Annotated in this window: 13 protein-coding genes; all 13 read right to left on the bottom strand. The window is 35.9% G+C overall.

Annotated features, from left to right (window positions below; translation table 11 throughout):
- Nucleotides 1-20 precede the first annotated feature (20 nt).
- Entirely contained in the window at nt 21-722 is a 702-nt protein-coding gene (locus ACSVH6_RS05585) for a response regulator transcription factor (protein ID WP_438076389.1), read from the bottom strand.
- A 5-nt stretch (nt 723-727) separates the two neighbouring features.
- Nucleotides 728-2314, bottom strand: a complete 1587-nt coding sequence (locus tag ACSVH6_RS05580) for a sensor histidine kinase (RefSeq protein ID WP_438076387.1) — start codon at nt 2312-2314, stop codon at nt 728-730.
- A gap of 70 nt (nt 2315-2384) precedes the next feature.
- Nucleotides 2385-2969 carry a dephospho-CoA kinase gene (gene coaE, locus ACSVH6_RS05575; RefSeq protein ID WP_438076385.1) on the bottom strand — a complete coding sequence of 195 codons (585 nt, stop codon included), beginning with the start codon at nt 2967-2969 and terminating at the stop codon, nt 2385-2387.
- On the bottom strand, nt 2969-3970 hold the full coding sequence (locus ACSVH6_RS05570; RefSeq protein ID WP_438076383.1) for a glycosyltransferase: 1002 nt from the start codon (nt 3968-3970) through the stop codon (nt 2969-2971). The genes coaE and ACSVH6_RS05570 overlap by 1 nt, the downstream gene beginning before the upstream one ends.
- A gap of 85 nt (nt 3971-4055) precedes the next feature.
- Nucleotides 4056-6689: a T9SS type A sorting domain-containing protein gene (locus ACSVH6_RS05565; RefSeq protein ID WP_438076381.1), complete on the bottom strand. Its 2634-nt coding sequence runs from the start codon at nt 6687-6689 to the stop codon at nt 4056-4058.
- Between the two features lie 123 nt (nt 6690-6812).
- The gene (locus ACSVH6_RS05560; RefSeq protein ID WP_438076380.1) at nt 6813-8639 is read right to left on the bottom strand and encodes a T9SS type A sorting domain-containing protein; all 1827 of its coding nucleotides are present in this window, start codon (nt 8637-8639) and stop codon (nt 6813-6815) included.
- A gap of 107 nt (nt 8640-8746) precedes the next feature.
- Complete coding sequence (fabV, locus tag ACSVH6_RS05555) at nt 8747-9940, bottom strand: enoyl-ACP reductase FabV (RefSeq protein WP_438076378.1); 1194 nt, start codon at nt 9938-9940, stop codon at nt 8747-8749.
- A 66-nt stretch (nt 9941-10006) separates the two neighbouring features.
- Nucleotides 10007-11659 carry a DNA repair protein RecN gene (recN, locus tag ACSVH6_RS05550; protein ID WP_438076376.1) on the bottom strand — a complete coding sequence of 551 codons (1653 nt, stop codon included), beginning with the start codon at nt 11657-11659 and terminating at the stop codon, nt 10007-10009.
- Nucleotides 11660-11701: 42 nt separating this feature from the next.
- Entirely contained in the window at nt 11702-12589 is an 888-nt protein-coding gene (locus tag ACSVH6_RS05545; protein ID WP_438076374.1) for a DUF4835 family protein, read from the bottom strand.
- Nucleotides 12573-13790 (bottom strand): bifunctional phosphopantothenoylcysteine decarboxylase/phosphopantothenate--cysteine ligase CoaBC, encoded by a 1218-nt coding sequence (gene coaBC / locus ACSVH6_RS05540; RefSeq protein WP_438076372.1) that lies wholly within the window; start codon nt 13788-13790, stop codon nt 12573-12575. The genes ACSVH6_RS05545 and coaBC overlap by 17 nt, the downstream gene beginning before the upstream one ends.
- 5 nt (nt 13791-13795) lie before the next feature.
- Nucleotides 13796-14116, bottom strand: a complete 321-nt coding sequence (locus tag ACSVH6_RS05535) for a DNA-directed RNA polymerase subunit omega (protein ID WP_284652222.1) — start codon at nt 14114-14116, stop codon at nt 13796-13798.
- 7 nt (nt 14117-14123) lie between these two features.
- On the bottom strand, nt 14124-14918 hold the full coding sequence (locus tag ACSVH6_RS05530) for an outer membrane protein assembly factor BamD (RefSeq protein ID WP_438076370.1): 795 nt from the start codon (nt 14916-14918) through the stop codon (nt 14124-14126).
- Between the two features lie 109 nt (nt 14919-15027).
- Entirely contained in the window at nt 15028-15912 is an 885-nt protein-coding gene (dapA, locus tag ACSVH6_RS05525; protein ID WP_438076368.1) for a 4-hydroxy-tetrahydrodipicolinate synthase, read from the bottom strand.

Raw genomic sequence — 15912 nt, 5'->3', positions numbered from 1 at the left:
GTTTCCCGAAGCCTCTACCTTTATTTTTTGATAACCAATCGAAATCCTTCTCCATGAATATTGAGAATTTCAACGTTTGGATCTTCTTTCAAATATTTACGTAATTTAGCAATATACACGTCCATACTTCTCGAAGTGAAATAATTATCTTCTCTCCAAATTTTAGTTAACGCCAATTCCCTTGGCATTAAATCGTTTTCATACATTGCCATCATTTTCAATAAATCTGACTCTTTTGGCGATAATTTGATTGGCTCTTCATTTTCAAATTTTAAATATCTTAATTTAGAATTTAAAAGAAATTTACCTATTTGGAACTCAAATTTAGCTGGCTCATTTTTGCTTTCTACCGATTTTCTCTGAATGATAGCCTTAATTTTCATCAATAATACATCAGAATCAAAAGGTTTATTCAAATAATCATCAGCTCCAACTTTATATCCTTTCATTACATCTTCCTTCATCGATTTAGCCGTTAAAAAAATCAGAGGTACGTCCTTGTTTTTTTCGCGTATTTCTTTGGCTAAGGTATAACCGTCTTTGTAAGGCATCATAACATCCAAAATACACAAATCGAAATTGTCTTTTTTGAATTTTTCAAAGCCTTCCATGCCGTTTTTAGCTAGGGTTACTTCAAAATCATTTAAGGTCAAATATTCTCTGAGAACTATTCCAAAGTTCTGATCATCTTCGACTAAAAGAATTTTTTTGTTTGTTTCCATATATGTTAATTTATGAGTGGGACTTTAATAATAAATGTGCTTCCTTTTCCTTTTTCACTTTCAACGAAGATTTCGCTGTTGTGGTCTTCTACAATTCTTTTTACGTAAGCTAAACCTAAACCATGCCCTTTTACGTTGTGCACATCACCGGTATGTTCACGATAAAATTTTTCAAATATTCTTTTTTGAGCCGCTTTTGTCATTCCGGCTCCTTGATCTTTAATTTTGATAATGACAAATTCCTTTATGTTTTCAGTGTAAATGTCAATCATGGGTTCGTTTGGCGAGTATTTTATAGCGTTATCCAAGATGTTCACCAATACATTGGTAAAATGAACATCGTTTAATAAGACAGACGTTCTGGTGGCGTTTAAATGAGTAGTAATTGAACCGTTACGGTCTTCAACAATTAAATTGACATGCTCAATAGCATCTTCAATGATATCGTGAATATTGTTAGATTCTTTATTTATTTCTAATTCTTTCTTTTCCAGTTTTGAAATACGCAACACATTTTCCACTTGGGCATGCATGCGTTTGTTTTCATCACGTATCATCTGCAGGTAACGGTGTACCTTTTCTTTATCTTCAATGACTTTTGGATTTTTAATAGCATCTAAAGCCAAATTTATTGTGGCGATAGGTGTCTTAAACTCATGTGTCATATTGTTTATGAAATCGGTTTTAATTTCCGAAATCTGACGTTGCTTAATTAATTGGCTTAAAGCACTGGAATAGGCAATGATAATCACTAAAGTAAATATGATAGACAGTAGGCAAATCCCGATTAATTCCGAAAATAAGAATTTCTTTTTTTGAGGAAAAGTAACGAGTAACTGATACTTATTATTTCCTTCGTTATCAATAAATATCGGAATGGAATAAGTAGATGATTTGTCATACTTAAAACTTTCTGATTTTATTTTGGTGGCTAAACCGTTGCTGTAAACATTATATTCAAAAGGAGTTTTTACCCCGTACTCATTCATTTCATCGGCCAACAACTTTTGCAATTGTTCGTTAGTAACTCTTTCCTGTATAGGCTTGAGAGCGGCCAAATCTTTGTAAAGCATTTCAAACTGTGAATCTGTCCAGGTGTCTAATGATTTTGTTTTTTCAATTTTAACATCGGGCGCTAAATTTTGCTTCATTCCCGAATTGTCCACACCTTTACTGTAAATCTCAGTTTTGCTTTTTGCCGAGTAATTTTTAATTGGCGTCTGATTATCTGTTTTTTTGTCAAAGAGCGATGATGAAGTAACCCCGTAATCTTCAGAAATAATATTGTTGGTATAAACTATCGTTTCGTTAGTTCTGGTGTCTCGCTGATAGAGATACAATTCCAAGAAGTCACTTCTTTTCGGAACTTTACCCATACTGTCTTTAACGTGATTATACTGCTCAAAAAACTTATAGGTTTCTTGTTTTTGTAGTTTATCCGCAACATTTCCTAGAACTTGCTTAACGTGAAACTTAAATTGCTCTTCATTGTTTTCAAAAGATTTATCAAACCAATACACCTGAACAAGTATAATGCCTATTAAAGACAAACTCATTAAAATGACAAGTAATCGGAAAAACAATTTATTCATCGAACAAATTTAACATTTTAACATTTAAGCAATAAATACATTAACCAAACATTAACATCTCAAATATTAATTATTGATTTTTTAATAATTTAAGAATTCTATCAGTTTGTCTTTGGGTTTCTTTAACAGAAATATTGTTGATTACATAATTGCTTTTTGCAATACGCTCTTCGTCAGTCCATTGATTTTTCATTCTGTTTAAGACATTTTTCGCATCTGTTTTGTCACGCAATACAACTCGTTCAATGCGGGTTTCTAAAGGTGCTGTAACCGTAATGATGCTGTCACAATCTTTATAACTTCCGCTTTCAAAAAGTATCGCGGCCTCTTTAACTACAAAAGGAAAATCTTGATGTTTACTCACCCAGGAATCAAAATGCTTTTTTACTATGGGATGGACAATAGTGTTGAGCTTTTGAAGTTTTTGTGGATTATTGAAAACCAACTGAGCCAATTTTTCTCTGTTGAGTATTCCATCTTTTAGAATATCATCCCCAAATTCTTCGACAAGAGTTTTGAGGATATCATCAGACTGCATTAGCAATTTAGCTTCATCATCAGCAATATAAACCGGTATACCTTTTGACTTCAGGTAATTTGCAACTAAAGTTTTTCCACTACCAATACCGCCTGTTAATCCGATTATCTTAGCCATTATTGTACTTTAAAGAATAATTCCGGAAAAGCGACTTCCGGTTTTTGTTTCATCAATTTTATTTTAATATAAGATATTAAATAACCGCTTCCGTAACCTTTGAACTGTTTATAAACAGCTATCATTGATAAAAAACCTATCTTAAAGCTCTTATTTTCAACCGAAGACAAAACAAAAATTGCTATAAAATAAAGCGCATAGAAGAATATAGGCCACATTATGTTAAACAACAATAAAAAACAAGCCCCAACAAAGCCTAGGATAAAAAATGTAGGAAAGAAAAAGGTTAGCTTCGAATATTCGGGATACCAGCTGTCCAATATCGGTCGAGCTTTGCCGAATTTGTTTACCTGTATCGAAAATTTATTCCAATCTATTCTTCGCTTGTGATATACAAAAGCTTTTGAAAAAAGTCGGGTTTGAAAACCTAATTTCCAAAGTCTTATTGACAAATCCGGGTCTTCTCCGGGATGAATATTGCCAAAGCCATTTGATGCCTCAAAAGCATTCTTAGAAATTCCCATATTAAAACTTCTCGGTTGAAATTTGTTCAGTTTTTCAGAACCACCTCTGATTCCTCCTGTCGTCATAAAAGAAGTCATGGCAAAATTAATAGCTTTTTGAATATCCGAAAACGAGTCCAAAGCGGCATCAGATCCTCCAAAACAGTCTACGTAATTTTTGTTCAACTCCTGCTCTACTTCAGCTAAATAGTTTTTGGGAATAATACAATCCGAATCAAAAATGATAAAATAATCTCCTTTTGCCACCTTCATTCCAAAATTTCTGGAATCTCCCGGACCGGTATTGGTTTTAAAATAATACGAAATATTTAATGAAGATTTAAATCTTTCAATTGCTTCTTTGCAAGTTACTGTTGACCCATCTTCGACTATAACTATTTCATAAGGCTTTTCAAAATCCAAAATCAATAAGCTTTCTATAAGCTCAACAATTTCATCAGGTCGATTGTAAACAGGTATAATAACAGAAAACAACATGCTTAAAATTTTAACAAAGATAAGTTTTATAAAAAACAAAAACCACCTATTTTCTGGTGGTTTTTGTCATAATCATTAGATAAAATTATTGCTTAATTACTTTCAGAGTTTTTACCTGATCTTTGGAAGTCACTCTTACCATATAAGCTCCATCCGATAAATTGGACATATCAATCTGAGCCTGATTATCATTACATTTATTAGAAATAACCTTTTGTCCTAATAAATTAAACACTTCTACAGTTGAAATTCCTTGAGCATAGGTTAAGTTCAAAATATTTTTAACCGGATTTGGATAATAGTTAAAATTGGAACTGTTGAATGCGTCACTTGAAAGAGAGGCATCATAGGCTGATATTCCGAAGCCTCCCACTCCATCATTGTTGTATTCATAAACTCTTATTAACAAAGTCGCTCCCGGAGTCTGTCCTGTTAACGATAAGAAGGAATATGATCCGGTATCTGCACCGTCATCATCACAACCTACCTGAATCGGAGTAGTACAATCTCCTGAATAAACTGTAATTACTGTATCTAAACCAGTTTCTCCTGTAGAAGAATCTCCTGTTTCAATAGTCAACGATCCACTGGCCGGTACCACTACACTATACCAAACATCACCTCCTGCATAACCAAAACAAGTAGTTGGATCCGCTTGTGTAGAGTTCGTTGCTCCTAAATTAGTTCCATCAGTTAAATGATCTCCATAAACACCTCCTACTGTTAAAGCAATAGCATCTGTACAATTATCATTTGCTGGTGCTGGTGGTGGTAAAACAGTTAAAACACCGCTTAAATAAGTTGTACCATCCCAAAAGTTACCATCATTAGTGGCATTAATACCACCATAAACATAACCTCCAGCATTTAAATTGAATCGGGTTGCATAATAATAGGTTCCGGGAGGTAATGCATCACCAAAAGTCACCATATATTCATCATTGTTATTGTTAGGTCCTGTTTCAATGTTAAAAGTTGCCGGAATCCAATTTGACCATGAATTAGGATTGGTGTTGGATGTACTGTAACCCACCCAAGCATTAATTCCAGCAGCCTGACCGTTTGTTCCTTCGGTTAAACCTGCTTCATATATCTGACCATAAACCGTAAAACTTCCCCCTTGAGGAATTGTAGCCGATGGTGGCCATTGTAAATTAACGTAATCTGGAGAATCAGCCGGTGGTAATCCACATACAACCGAACGTGTTCTTGGATTTGAATCTGCTCCACATTGTTCGTCTAAATGTGTATAAAATCGAACCTCTCCAGTCACATCAGCAACCCAAGTAACCGGATTTGGTCCATAAGCAGTTGCAGTGACTCCGTCATCAGAACTAATAGTGATTAAATCAGTTGGAATAGAGCTTTTGAATACATAAGTTTGGCCCGCAGTCACATTTACTAATGAGTATTCACCTGCATAACCATTTTCAGTAACTATATTTTCTGTAAGTCCATCACAAGTATCAGGGGTAATAACTCCCGAAGGCCATTGACCATTAGGGGCATCTAAGCAATATCCGGGAGCATCAATAGTAGTAAAACTCCATTCAGCACATCCAATTGAAGAACCTCCTATGTTTTTAGGTACTATTTTCCAATAAAAAGTTGTACCGTATCCAGAAACATCAATAGTAGCCGAGGTAGTAAGATAGTTTCCAACAAAAATATTTGCACTACCCGGAGTTAATCCATAATACATATCGTATGACTCCGCCGGATCTCCTGTTGTTGGTGCATCCCATGAAAATAATACTGAACTCGGTACTAAAACATCAATAGCTCCATCAGCAGGAGTTAAGTTCGTTGCACAGCCCGGAACTTGAGTTGTATTAAAAGTATATGGCCCGGCCCAAGTACTAAAATCAGCGCCATCTGTACATTCTCCTCTCACATAAAACTCATAGGCAGTTTGTGGTAACAGTAGACTTGCTGAATAGCTGTTACCTGTTACGTTAACGCCGGTATCGTTTGCTGTAGCAGGAATACTCAAACCTGCCAATTGAACAACCACTTCAAAATTAGTTGCTCCCCCAGAAGTCCAGCTTAAATTAGCTGTAGTTGAAGACGTTACTGTTGATAGTCCGGCAAAAGGAGGTAAACATGTTGGAGGTGTCCCCTCAGTATAATTAAATTTAATATTAGGTCGGTTAGCACTTGTTGTCCCTGTTTCAGTATTACATGCAACATCTCCATCAACACGGTATCTTCTGGAACCATTTGTCATAGCGGTAGCTCTGACACCACCATATGGATCTGTGAAAGCATTTGGTCCTTCAGAGCAAATCTCAATTACAATATTATCAACACCATTCCAGATAAACGGAGTGTCAAAATTAATCATATCGAAATCACCAGCAACAGTTTCAGTCGGGTCATAATCAAATGAGTTTTTGACTACTGTGGTTGCATTAAAATTGTGTGAGGCAGAATTGGTAGCTGTTGTGTGTCCCATTTTTATGGTATACCCATAAAGAAGACCCCCTCCATAATCTTCATCAATTGAGAAGCCCAAGGCTGTAATTTGATCATAAGGGGTTAATGAAGCACTCAATTCTGCGGCTGTATAGACTATCTGATATCTGAATGATTCAAAATAGCCATCAACCGGATCGCTTCCTGTTCCTGCTGTTGACACTGTTCCAGTGCCGATTACGATTGATTGTGCCTGCATCTGGACACAAAAAAACAGTAATAAAAATAAAGTAATTTTTTTCATTGTAACTGAATTTGAAATTAAATGTTCATAAAAATAAACTAAATATAAATGTAATACAAATAATATATTAAATAAAAAAGCCATCTGATATTCAGATGGCTTTTGGTATAGCAGTTTAAAATATTATTGTTTAATTACTTTGATTGTTTTAATCTGTTCAGCTGAAGTAACTTTCACCATATAGGCTCCGTCTGACAAATTAGACATATCCACTTGCGCTTGATTTGCACTGTAATTAGTTGAAATCACTTTTTGCCCTAGTAAATTAAAGACTTCAACATTTGAAATCTGTTGAGAATATGACAAATTCAAGATGTTTTTCACCGGGTTTGGATAATACAAAAAATTTGCATTATCAAATGATGAATTTGATAACGAAGCATCATAAGCAGAAATTCCAAAACCTCCGGCATTATCATTATTATATTCATATACTCTTATGTACAAAGTAGAACCCGGAACTTGACCTGTTATACTTTTTAGAGAATAAGCTCCCGCTCCTGAGTCATCATCGCAATCAATTTGAGTCAAAGCACCGCAATCACCACTATAAATTGTGAATACGGTATCCAAACCGGTTGCTCCCGCTGTAGAGTCTCCTGTTTCTAAGGTTAAACTTCCGCTGGCCGGTACTACTACACTATACCAAACATCTCCACCAGCAAATCCGAAACAAGTTGTAGGAGCAGATTGGGATGATGTTGTCGCACTTGATGTTGTTCCATCAGTGATATAATCTGAGTATACGCCACCTGGAGTTAAAGGAATTGCACCGGTACACTCATCATTAGCAGGTGGTGGTGGTGGATCTGCTGTTGTAAAACTCCATTCTGCACAACCGGTTGAAGAGCCGCCGTCATTTTTAGGAACAATTTTCCAATAAAAAGTAGTACTGTAACCTGTGATTGTGATAGAAGCTGATGTGGTTAAATAGTTCCCAACCAAAATAGTAGCACTTCCGGGAGTTAACCCATAATATAAATCATAAGATGTAGCAGGGTCCCCTGTTGTCGGAGCATCCCATGAAAAGAGCACAGTTCCCGGAACAATATCAACAGCACCATCAATAGGAGTTAGATTTGTTGCACAACCTGGAATTAAAGTAGTGTTGAACGTATAAGCAGCAGACCAACTGCTATATCCTGAAGCTCCACAATTTGATCTCACATAAAAAGCATAATTACTCTGTGCCTCTACCGTTGCAGTGTAAGGATTTGTTATGTTAGTGTATGTTGGGGTACCTGTTTGAGTTTCTCCGTTTGTCAGATTCACCAACTCAATATCCCAAGTTGTTTCTGTTCCTCCAGCAATCCAACTTAAGTCAACAGTTGTAGCAGATGTTACATTGGCAGCTAAACCTGTTGGTTGAATACAAGAAACGGACGATATAACTGGTGAATCAAAGCAAAAACCCCAATTCCAGTCAATTCCGGCTAAACTGTCATCATAATGAATTCTGTATTTAAACCCACTTAACTGAGTTGATGTAAACCCTACCATCGATAATACCGGAGTAGTAAAAACTGTTTTGGGAATTGTACAAAAATCATCATAAACACTGGTGCTGTTTCCCGGGAGATTACCGCCCCAAACAACCCAGGTAGCTGCATCAGCATCCCAATATTCGAATCTTAAAATGTCATCGGCTAAGTAATTATAACCGTAGTTAACCGTAACGACTAAACCTATATCTCCTGCTGTAAAAGCCGGTGTCAAATCAATCACCGGTGATTCTGCGGCAATATTGTCTTCGTGTCCTGAACCTGCGTCGTCATCGTCGTATGCAAAATTTGCAGTAGTAATCGGATTGCTCTCAAAAGTACTGGCTCCGGCATTATAGGACCCTGTAATTGTCCATGCCGGATTGGGCCAACTCGCACTCTGATTAAGCGATTGAGAATTGATTTGCCAAGCGCAGAGGATGGCAAATAGCAAAGTAATTTTTTTCATGTGTTTTTAGTTTATAAGTTAATTGACTATAAATTTAGAGTAAATAAAAAAAACTCACAAATATTTGTGAGTTTTAATGCTTCTTTTTAAAATATTTCTAACAGAATTCAACTTTTTATGCTCGGAACTAAAAATAGTTCATTTGCATCCGCTTGATAGTCTACTCCATCAAAACCAAACCCAAAAAGATTTAAGAAATCCTGTTTGTATCCTGCCAAATCTCCAATTTGAGAAAGATTTTCAGTGGTAGCGGTATCCCACAAAGCCTTTATTTGAGCCTGTATGTCTTCGCGCATCTCCCAATCATCAATTCTTATTCTTCCCTTTTCATCTGTCGGTACAGTTCCTTCAGCGTATAATCTCTCAGCAAAGAGGCGTTGAATTTGTTCAATGCAGCCTTCGTGTACACCTTCAGCTTTCATTATTTTGTACAATAAAGAAATATACAATGGAATTACCGGAATCGCCGAACTCGCTTGGGTAACCAATGCTTTATTAACCGAAACATATGCTTTTCCGTTTATTTCTTTTAAAGCATCAGTAATTTCAAAGGCCGTAGCTTCTAAATGATCTTTGGCTCTTCCAATAGTTCCTTTTCTGTAAACGGCTTCGGTTACTTCAGGTCCAATATAAGAATATGCAACGGTTGTGGCACCATTTGCCAAAACTCCGGCAGCTTTTAAAGCTTCCATCCACATAGCCCAATCTTCCCCTCCCATAACCACAACAGTGTTATCAATATCTTCCTGACTGGCAGGCTCAATTGAAACCTGAGATACGTTACCTGTATGAAAATCAACCGTCTTATTCGTAAAAGTATTACCTATAGGTTTTAAAACTGAACGATGCAGAACTCCGGTCACCGGATGCATTCGAACAGGTGAAGCCAAACTGTAAATCACTAAATCCACTTGTCCTAAATCTGCTTTGATTAAATCAATTGTTTGTTGTTTTACTTCATTAGAAAAAGCATCTCCATTAATGCTTTTGGCATACAAACCAGCCTTTCCGGCTTCTACTTCAAAAGCGGCAGAATTGTACCAACCCGGAGTAGCTGTTTTCCCTTCTGCAGGTTCTTTTTCAAAAAAAACTCCAATGGTAGCCGCTCCTGAACCAAAAGCACTTGTGATTCTGGAAGCCAATCCAAAACCGGTAGAAGCACCTATGACTAATACTTTTTTGGCACCGTCAATAGAACCTTTTGATTTTACATAAGCTATTTGATTTTTAACACTTTGCGCACAACCATCGGGATGAGCTGTTAAACAAATAAATCCGCGCATTCTAGGCTCTATAATCATATTTTTTTGAAATTAAATTGTAAATTTTTTAGTTAATGGTGGCACAAAAATAATAAATTAAAACGGTTAGTTAAGCAAGGCTTTAGCATGATTCAACGCTGAATCTGAAATTTCTTTACCCGAAAGCATTTCGGCAATTTCAATTATGCGCTCCTCGCCTGTCAGTAGTTTTAATTCTGAAACGGTAGTTTCTCCCTGAATTGATTTGAAAACTTTGTAATGTTGGTTTCCTTTGGCAGCGATTTGCGGTAAATGGGTAATTGCAAAAACCTGCATAGATTTACTCATATCCCGCATTATTTCTCCCATTTTATTCGCTATCTCACCTGAAACTCCCGTGTCAATTTCATCAAAAATGATTGTCGGCAATTTTGTATATTGTGATAAAATAGATTTTACCGCCAGCATAATTCGCGACATTTCCCCACCGGAAGCCACTTTTTTCAGCAGCCCGAAATCGGTTCCTTTATTGGCAGAAAACAAAAAAGACAATTGATCTTTCCCGTTGTTGTGGTACGTCGGTGAATCTGAAATTTCTATTTTAAAACGAACGTTAGGCATTCCTAACAGGCTAAGAATTTCGATAAGTTTCTCACTTAGACTTGGTATGGCATTCTTTCTGTTTTTACTTATTTCAGAAGCAATTCCATCCAGTTGAAGCTCAAAATCTTTGATACTCTCTTCAATTGTTACAATCTCTTCTTCAAATTCGGAAACCGAAACAACTTTATTTTCTAATTCCGTTTGAATATCTATAAGTTCTTCAACAGTGGCTACATTGTGTTTTTTTTGCAAACTGTAAATAAGTTGCAGCTTTTGATTGATTAATTCCAGTTTTTCCGGATCATTGAAAACTAATTCTGATTCTCGATTCAACTCTTTAACAATATCATCAAACTCAATCAAAACTGAATTAGTTCTTTCAAAAAGTGCTAAATATTCCGAGGAAAAGTTAATGTTCTTTTGTAGTGCAACTTTGAACTCTTTTAAATTTTTCAATACCCCAAATTCATCTTCATTCGCCAGTGCCAATAGTCTTTCAAGGTTTTCCTTAATGAATTCAACATTGTTCAGTGCCTCATAGGTTTGTTCGAGCTCTGCTTGTTCCCCGGCTTTTAGACCGGCTGACTGTAATTCGTTAAAAAGAAATTCATTATAATCTTTCTCTTTGAGAATGGCTGAAAAACTACTTTTTTTATCTTCTAAAGCTGATTTTGCCGTTCGATATTGTTTTAAAACATTCTGATATTCAGCAACTGTCCGCTGATTGTCAGCAATAGCATCTATGATTTTGAATTGATATTCTTCCTCAGACAATTCTAATGTTTGATGCTGGGAGTGTATATCAATAAGATACAAACTTAAATCCTGCAGCTGTTGAAGGTTAACCGGAGAATCGTTTACGAAAGCTCTTGACTTTCCGGAAGGAAGTATCTCCCTCCTGATGATGGTTTCTTCTTCGTAATCCAAATCATTGATTTCAAAGAAATTTTGTAAATCATATTTGCCAATAGAAAAATGAGCTTCAACGATGCATTTTTCTTCTTTATTTTTAAGCGAAGACAAATCGGCACGTTTGCCTAAAACTAATCCTAAAGCGCCTAAAAGTATTGATTTTCCGGCACCGGTTTCTCCGGTAATGATTGAAAAGCCATTGGAAAAATCAATATCTAATTTTTCTATCAATGCAAAATTTTCGATTGAAAGAGTTGTAATCATGCTTGAATGTAACAGGAAAAGTTCGAATAGTAAAAGTACTAATTATAACTTAATGGATGCCCACTTGCTGGAGTTGATTGGAGAAAGTTTATTCAAAGTATCAACAGTATCTGCTATAGGAACGCTGGGACCACCGGAAAGTATTGATACAATTTCATCAGCCTTAGCATCAAAAAAGATTCGCGTCAAAAAGGCATTTGGACGAATTTTATAAATGGCATTCAAGGCATTAACCGATTCCAAAATTTTAGTTTTGGCCAATTTTAAATCTTGATTCATCATATCCAATCCCTCTCTGTGGTATTCGTAGCTTGCTTCTCTGAACGCATCAAATGTCCCGGAAAGAACATCGTTAACCAGGAAATATCTGTTTTGTGTACTGTCTGATTGACTCCAACCTTTATATCCTCCTTGTTGGGCTACAGTTAGAATTTGCTGGGCAACATTAAACCAGTTTGTCCCCCCTTTAAGCGCATAGGTATCCGAATCAAAACCTAATATCATATAGCTGTAATAAGAAAGTACGGAAACCAAATTAGAATTAAAACTGGCCGGATCAAAGTTCAGATTTTCAAACTCTACATAACTAAAATTAAAATCTTTATCATAATAATTAAATACAGGTGTAGAATAAGTAGAATTAAAAACAGGTCGCGAAGATTGAACTTGTATGGTAGCCGAATATTGATTGGAATCGTAACTGTTTAAATTGATAATCATGGAACAGCTTACTTTCTCATTTTGTTTCAGGGTTTCCCCAGTAAAGTCAGTTTTATTGACAAAATCACTGATGGCATTTTGTAATGTTTTAAATACCTGACTGTTGGTAGAAGCCAATTTTTCCGTATTCACTTGTACGGTACAATTTAATTGCTGAGCTTGAAGTGCTCCAATAAAAAACAAAAAAAGAAAACTAGCTGTTTTTTTCATAGTGTACTATTACCTTATTTATTATATCATCCGCTACTGCTTGTTTTGATTTTAAAGGCATGGGTTCAACAACAAAGTCTTTATTTATAAAAGTAATTTTATTCGTTGACTTTGCGAAACCGGCTCCTTCATCCTGAAGCGAATTTAAAACAATCAAATCTAAGTTTTTTTTCTGAATTTTCAACTTGGCATTTTCAATTTCATTCTCTGTTTCTAATGCAAAACCGATTAGCAATTGATTTTCTTTTATTTTGCCCAAAGAAGCTAAAATATCTTCTGTCTTTTCGAGTTCAATGGTAAAATCATCAGCGGCTTTTTTTATTTTCTGTTCCGCTACTTTTTTTGGTCTGTAATCAGCAACCGCCGCAGCACAAATAGCAACATCCGTATTGTGGAAATGTTGATGACAGGCTTCATACATTTCTTTTGCTGAAGTAACCCTTATTAAATTGATATTGGGATGGGATACAGAAAGTGCGGTAGGACCGGAAACCAAAGTCACTTCAGCCCCATTATTAGCTGCGCTTTGTGCAATGTCAAATCCCATTTTGCCCGAAGAGTGATTCCCAATAAAACGAACAGGATCAATAGCTTCATAGGTTGGACCTGCAGTAATTAAAATTTTCTTTCCACGAAGCGGTAGCTTACTCTCCAAATCATTTTCTAAAAAAGTAATGATGTTTTCAGGTTCCGCCATTCTACCTTCTCCTGATAAACCACTGGCTAACTCTCCACTTTCGGCAGGAATCATGATATTTCCGAATTTCTGCAAAAGCGAAAAACTTGAAATCGTGGATGGATGTTTGTACATGTCCAAATCCATTGCCGGCGCAAAGTAGACTGGACATTTAGCCGATAAATAAGTAGCAATTAAAAGATTGTCACAATTGCCATTGGCCATTTTGGAAAGCGTATTGGCAGTGGCCGGAGCAATCAACATTAAATCAGCCCAAAGACCCAATTCTACGTGATTGTTCCATTGAGCATTTTCGTCTTCTTCATTGAAGAAAGCGGAATGCACCGGGTTCTTGGAAAGAGTGGATAAGGTTAACGGAGTTACAAAATCCTTAGAAGCCGGTGTCATAATCACTTGGACCTGTGCACCGGCTTTTATAAATAAACGGACTAAAGTTGCAGTCTTATAAGCAGCAATTCCTCCGGAAACGCCGAGTACTATTTTTTTACCGCTTAAAACAGACATCCTTATTAGTCTTTTGTAGTATCTCTGTAGTAAATTTTGTCATCAAGCCATTCTTGAACAGCCAATGCGTGTGGTTTTGGTAATTTTTCGTAGTATTTAGAAACTTCGATTTGTTCTTTGTTTTCAAAAATTTCCTCAAGACTATCGTTGTAAGTAGCAAACTCTTCCAATTTTTCAGTCAATTCTTTTTTGATTTCAGAATTGATTTGATTTGCTCTTTTAGCCATAATTGTAATTGCCTCGTAAACATTACCTGTTCTTTCTTCAATTACAGTTTTGTTGTAGGTAACTGTATTTACCGGGGCATTTGTCTTTTTTAAATCCATGATTTAATTATTTAGAAAATTGTTGTAAATCTTTATCTATTCGGGCCAACATTTCGTCAGCTTGTGCTTTGAATTCTGTGTCTGCTTTGAATTTTATCAAAGTTAAATAAGCTTGTTTAGCATTTTTTAAACGCTCTTCCATTTTTGATTGAATACTGTTAATGGCCAACTTGTAAGCCGAATCCAATTTATAAAACAGTGCTTTTTCTTTATAAGGTGTTCCCGGATAATTGATAATAAAGTTATCAAAAGCTACCATGGCTGCTTTATAATCGGCAACGTTATTATATATTTTAGCATTCTCGTATGCTTTCTTTTCCAGTTTTTCTCTTAATGTTTTGGCCATGGTATTGGCTTCGGCAAGATTGGAAGATTGCGGATATGTGTCAATAAAGCTCTGTAATTTATCAATAGCTTTGTATGTATCGGTCTGATCCAAGCTGTAAACCGGAGATAATTGTACAAAACACTTAGCACCTAAAAAAGATGCTTCTTCCATTTTTTGGCTTCTTGGATAACTGGAAGCAAAACTTTCAAACTGATAACCCGCTAAATAGTATTGTTCTGTTTTGTACAGCGATTGACAATACATATAAAACATCTTCTCTGCAGATGGTTTTCCTTTGTAAGCAGGCGCTATTTGCTCAAAAAGACGAATCGCTTTGCCGTATTTCTTGGCTTCATACATTTTGGTTGCCACATTGAATTTCATTTCAACATCTTCTGATTTCAATGCTTTTTGGTATTCACTACACGAAGAGAAAAATACTATTACTGCAAAAACGGCTAAAAATTTCTTCATTTTTTGATTTAATGCTGCTGATTTTAAAGGCGTTTTGCCAAGTAAAAATCAACTGCAAATTTAGTTATTAATTGTAGACTACAAAATATTTTTTTTGACTTCACAAAAATTACATTTTTGAAATTTTAGTTGTGAAATCATGTATTCTGTGAGCCAAATTTTCATCAACATTCACCAGTGGTAATCGCACCACATTTTCTGATAAGCCCAGTGATTTAAAGACTTCTTTGATTCCGGCAGGATTACCTTGCTCAAAAATCATATCGATGGAATCAGCAATTAGGTAATGCAATTTATAGGCATCGTCCACTCTTTTATTTAAACCTAAATGCACCATCTCAGAAAATTGTTTTGGAAAACCTTCGGCAATTACAGAAATAACCCCTGCTCCACCGGCTAAAACCATTGGCAGTGTAATCATATCGTCTCCTGAAATCACCAAAAAATCTTTAGGTTTGTTCTGAATCAATTTCATGGCTTGAACCATGTCACCGGCAGCTTCTTTAACAGCTACCACATTTTTAAAGTCATTAGCCAATCGAATGATGGTTGAAGGCAACATATTACTGGCCGTTCGGCCGGGTACATTATATAAAATAACAGGAAGTGGTGAGGCTTCGGCTACAGCTTTAAAATGCTGATAAATCCCTTCCTGTGTAGGTTTATTATAGTAGGGAGAAACAGATAGAATAGCTGTGAAATCTGAAAAATCTCCTGTTTTCAATTCTTCAACAACTTCAGCAGTATTATTACTCCCTACCCCCAAAACTAAAGGCAATCTACCGTTATTGGTTTCCACTACGGTCTTTATTACCAATTGTTTTTCCGCTTTTGACAATGTGGCGCTTTCGGCTGTTGTTCCTAAAACAACTAAATAGTCGATTCCGTTATCAATTTGAAAATTTACAATGGCTTTTAAAGCGTCGACATCTACTGAGAAGTCTTTTTTAAATGGAGTAACAAGCGCAACGCCTGTTCCGATTAGTGATTGCAT

Origin of the sequence: Flavobacterium sp. XGLA_31, assembly GCF_051547105.1 — a bacterium.
In the GTDB taxonomy this organism is placed as follows: domain Bacteria; phylum Bacteroidota; class Bacteroidia; order Flavobacteriales; family Flavobacteriaceae; genus Flavobacterium.
This window is presented reverse-complemented; position numbering and strand designations above follow the sequence as displayed.

Coding starts and splice junctions, on each gene's coding strand:
- ACSVH6_RS05580 (WP_438076387.1), bottom strand. CDS start 2,314: ATGAATAAATTGTTTTTCCGATTACTTGTCATTTTAATGAGTTTGTCT.
- ACSVH6_RS05565 (WP_438076381.1), bottom strand. CDS start 6,689: ATGAAAAAAATTACTTTATTTTTATTACTGTTTTTTTGTGTCCAGATG.
- coaBC (WP_438076372.1), bottom strand. CDS start 13,790: ATGTCTGTTTTAAGCGGTAAAAAAATAGTACTCGGCGTTTCCGGAGGA.
- dapA (WP_438076368.1), bottom strand. CDS start 15,912: ATGCAATCACTAATCGGAACAGGCGTTGCGCTTGTTACTCCATTTAAA.
- ACSVH6_RS05560 (WP_438076380.1), bottom strand. CDS start 8,639: ATGAAAAAAATTACTTTGCTATTTGCCATCCTCTGCGCTTGGCAAATC.
- ACSVH6_RS05585 (WP_438076389.1), bottom strand. CDS start 722: ATGGAAACAAACAAAAAAATTCTTTTAGTCGAAGATGATCAGAACTTT.
- ACSVH6_RS05545 (WP_438076374.1), bottom strand. CDS start 12,589: ATGAAAAAAACAGCTAGTTTTCTTTTTTTGTTTTTTATTGGAGCACTT.
- ACSVH6_RS05570 (WP_438076383.1), bottom strand. CDS start 3,970: ATGTTGTTTTCTGTTATTATACCTGTTTACAATCGACCTGATGAAATT.
- coaE (WP_438076385.1), bottom strand. CDS start 2,969: ATGGCTAAGATAATCGGATTAACAGGCGGTATTGGTAGTGGAAAAACT.
- recN (WP_438076376.1), bottom strand. CDS start 11,659: ATGATTACAACTCTTTCAATCGAAAATTTTGCATTGATAGAAAAATTA.
- ACSVH6_RS05530 (WP_438076370.1), bottom strand. CDS start 14,918: ATGAAGAAATTTTTAGCCGTTTTTGCAGTAATAGTATTTTTCTCTTCG.
- ACSVH6_RS05535 (WP_284652222.1), bottom strand. CDS start 14,116: ATGGATTTAAAAAAGACAAATGCCCCGGTAAATACAGTTACCTACAAC.
- fabV (WP_438076378.1), bottom strand. CDS start 9,940: ATGATTATAGAGCCTAGAATGCGCGGATTTATTTGTTTAACAGCTCAT.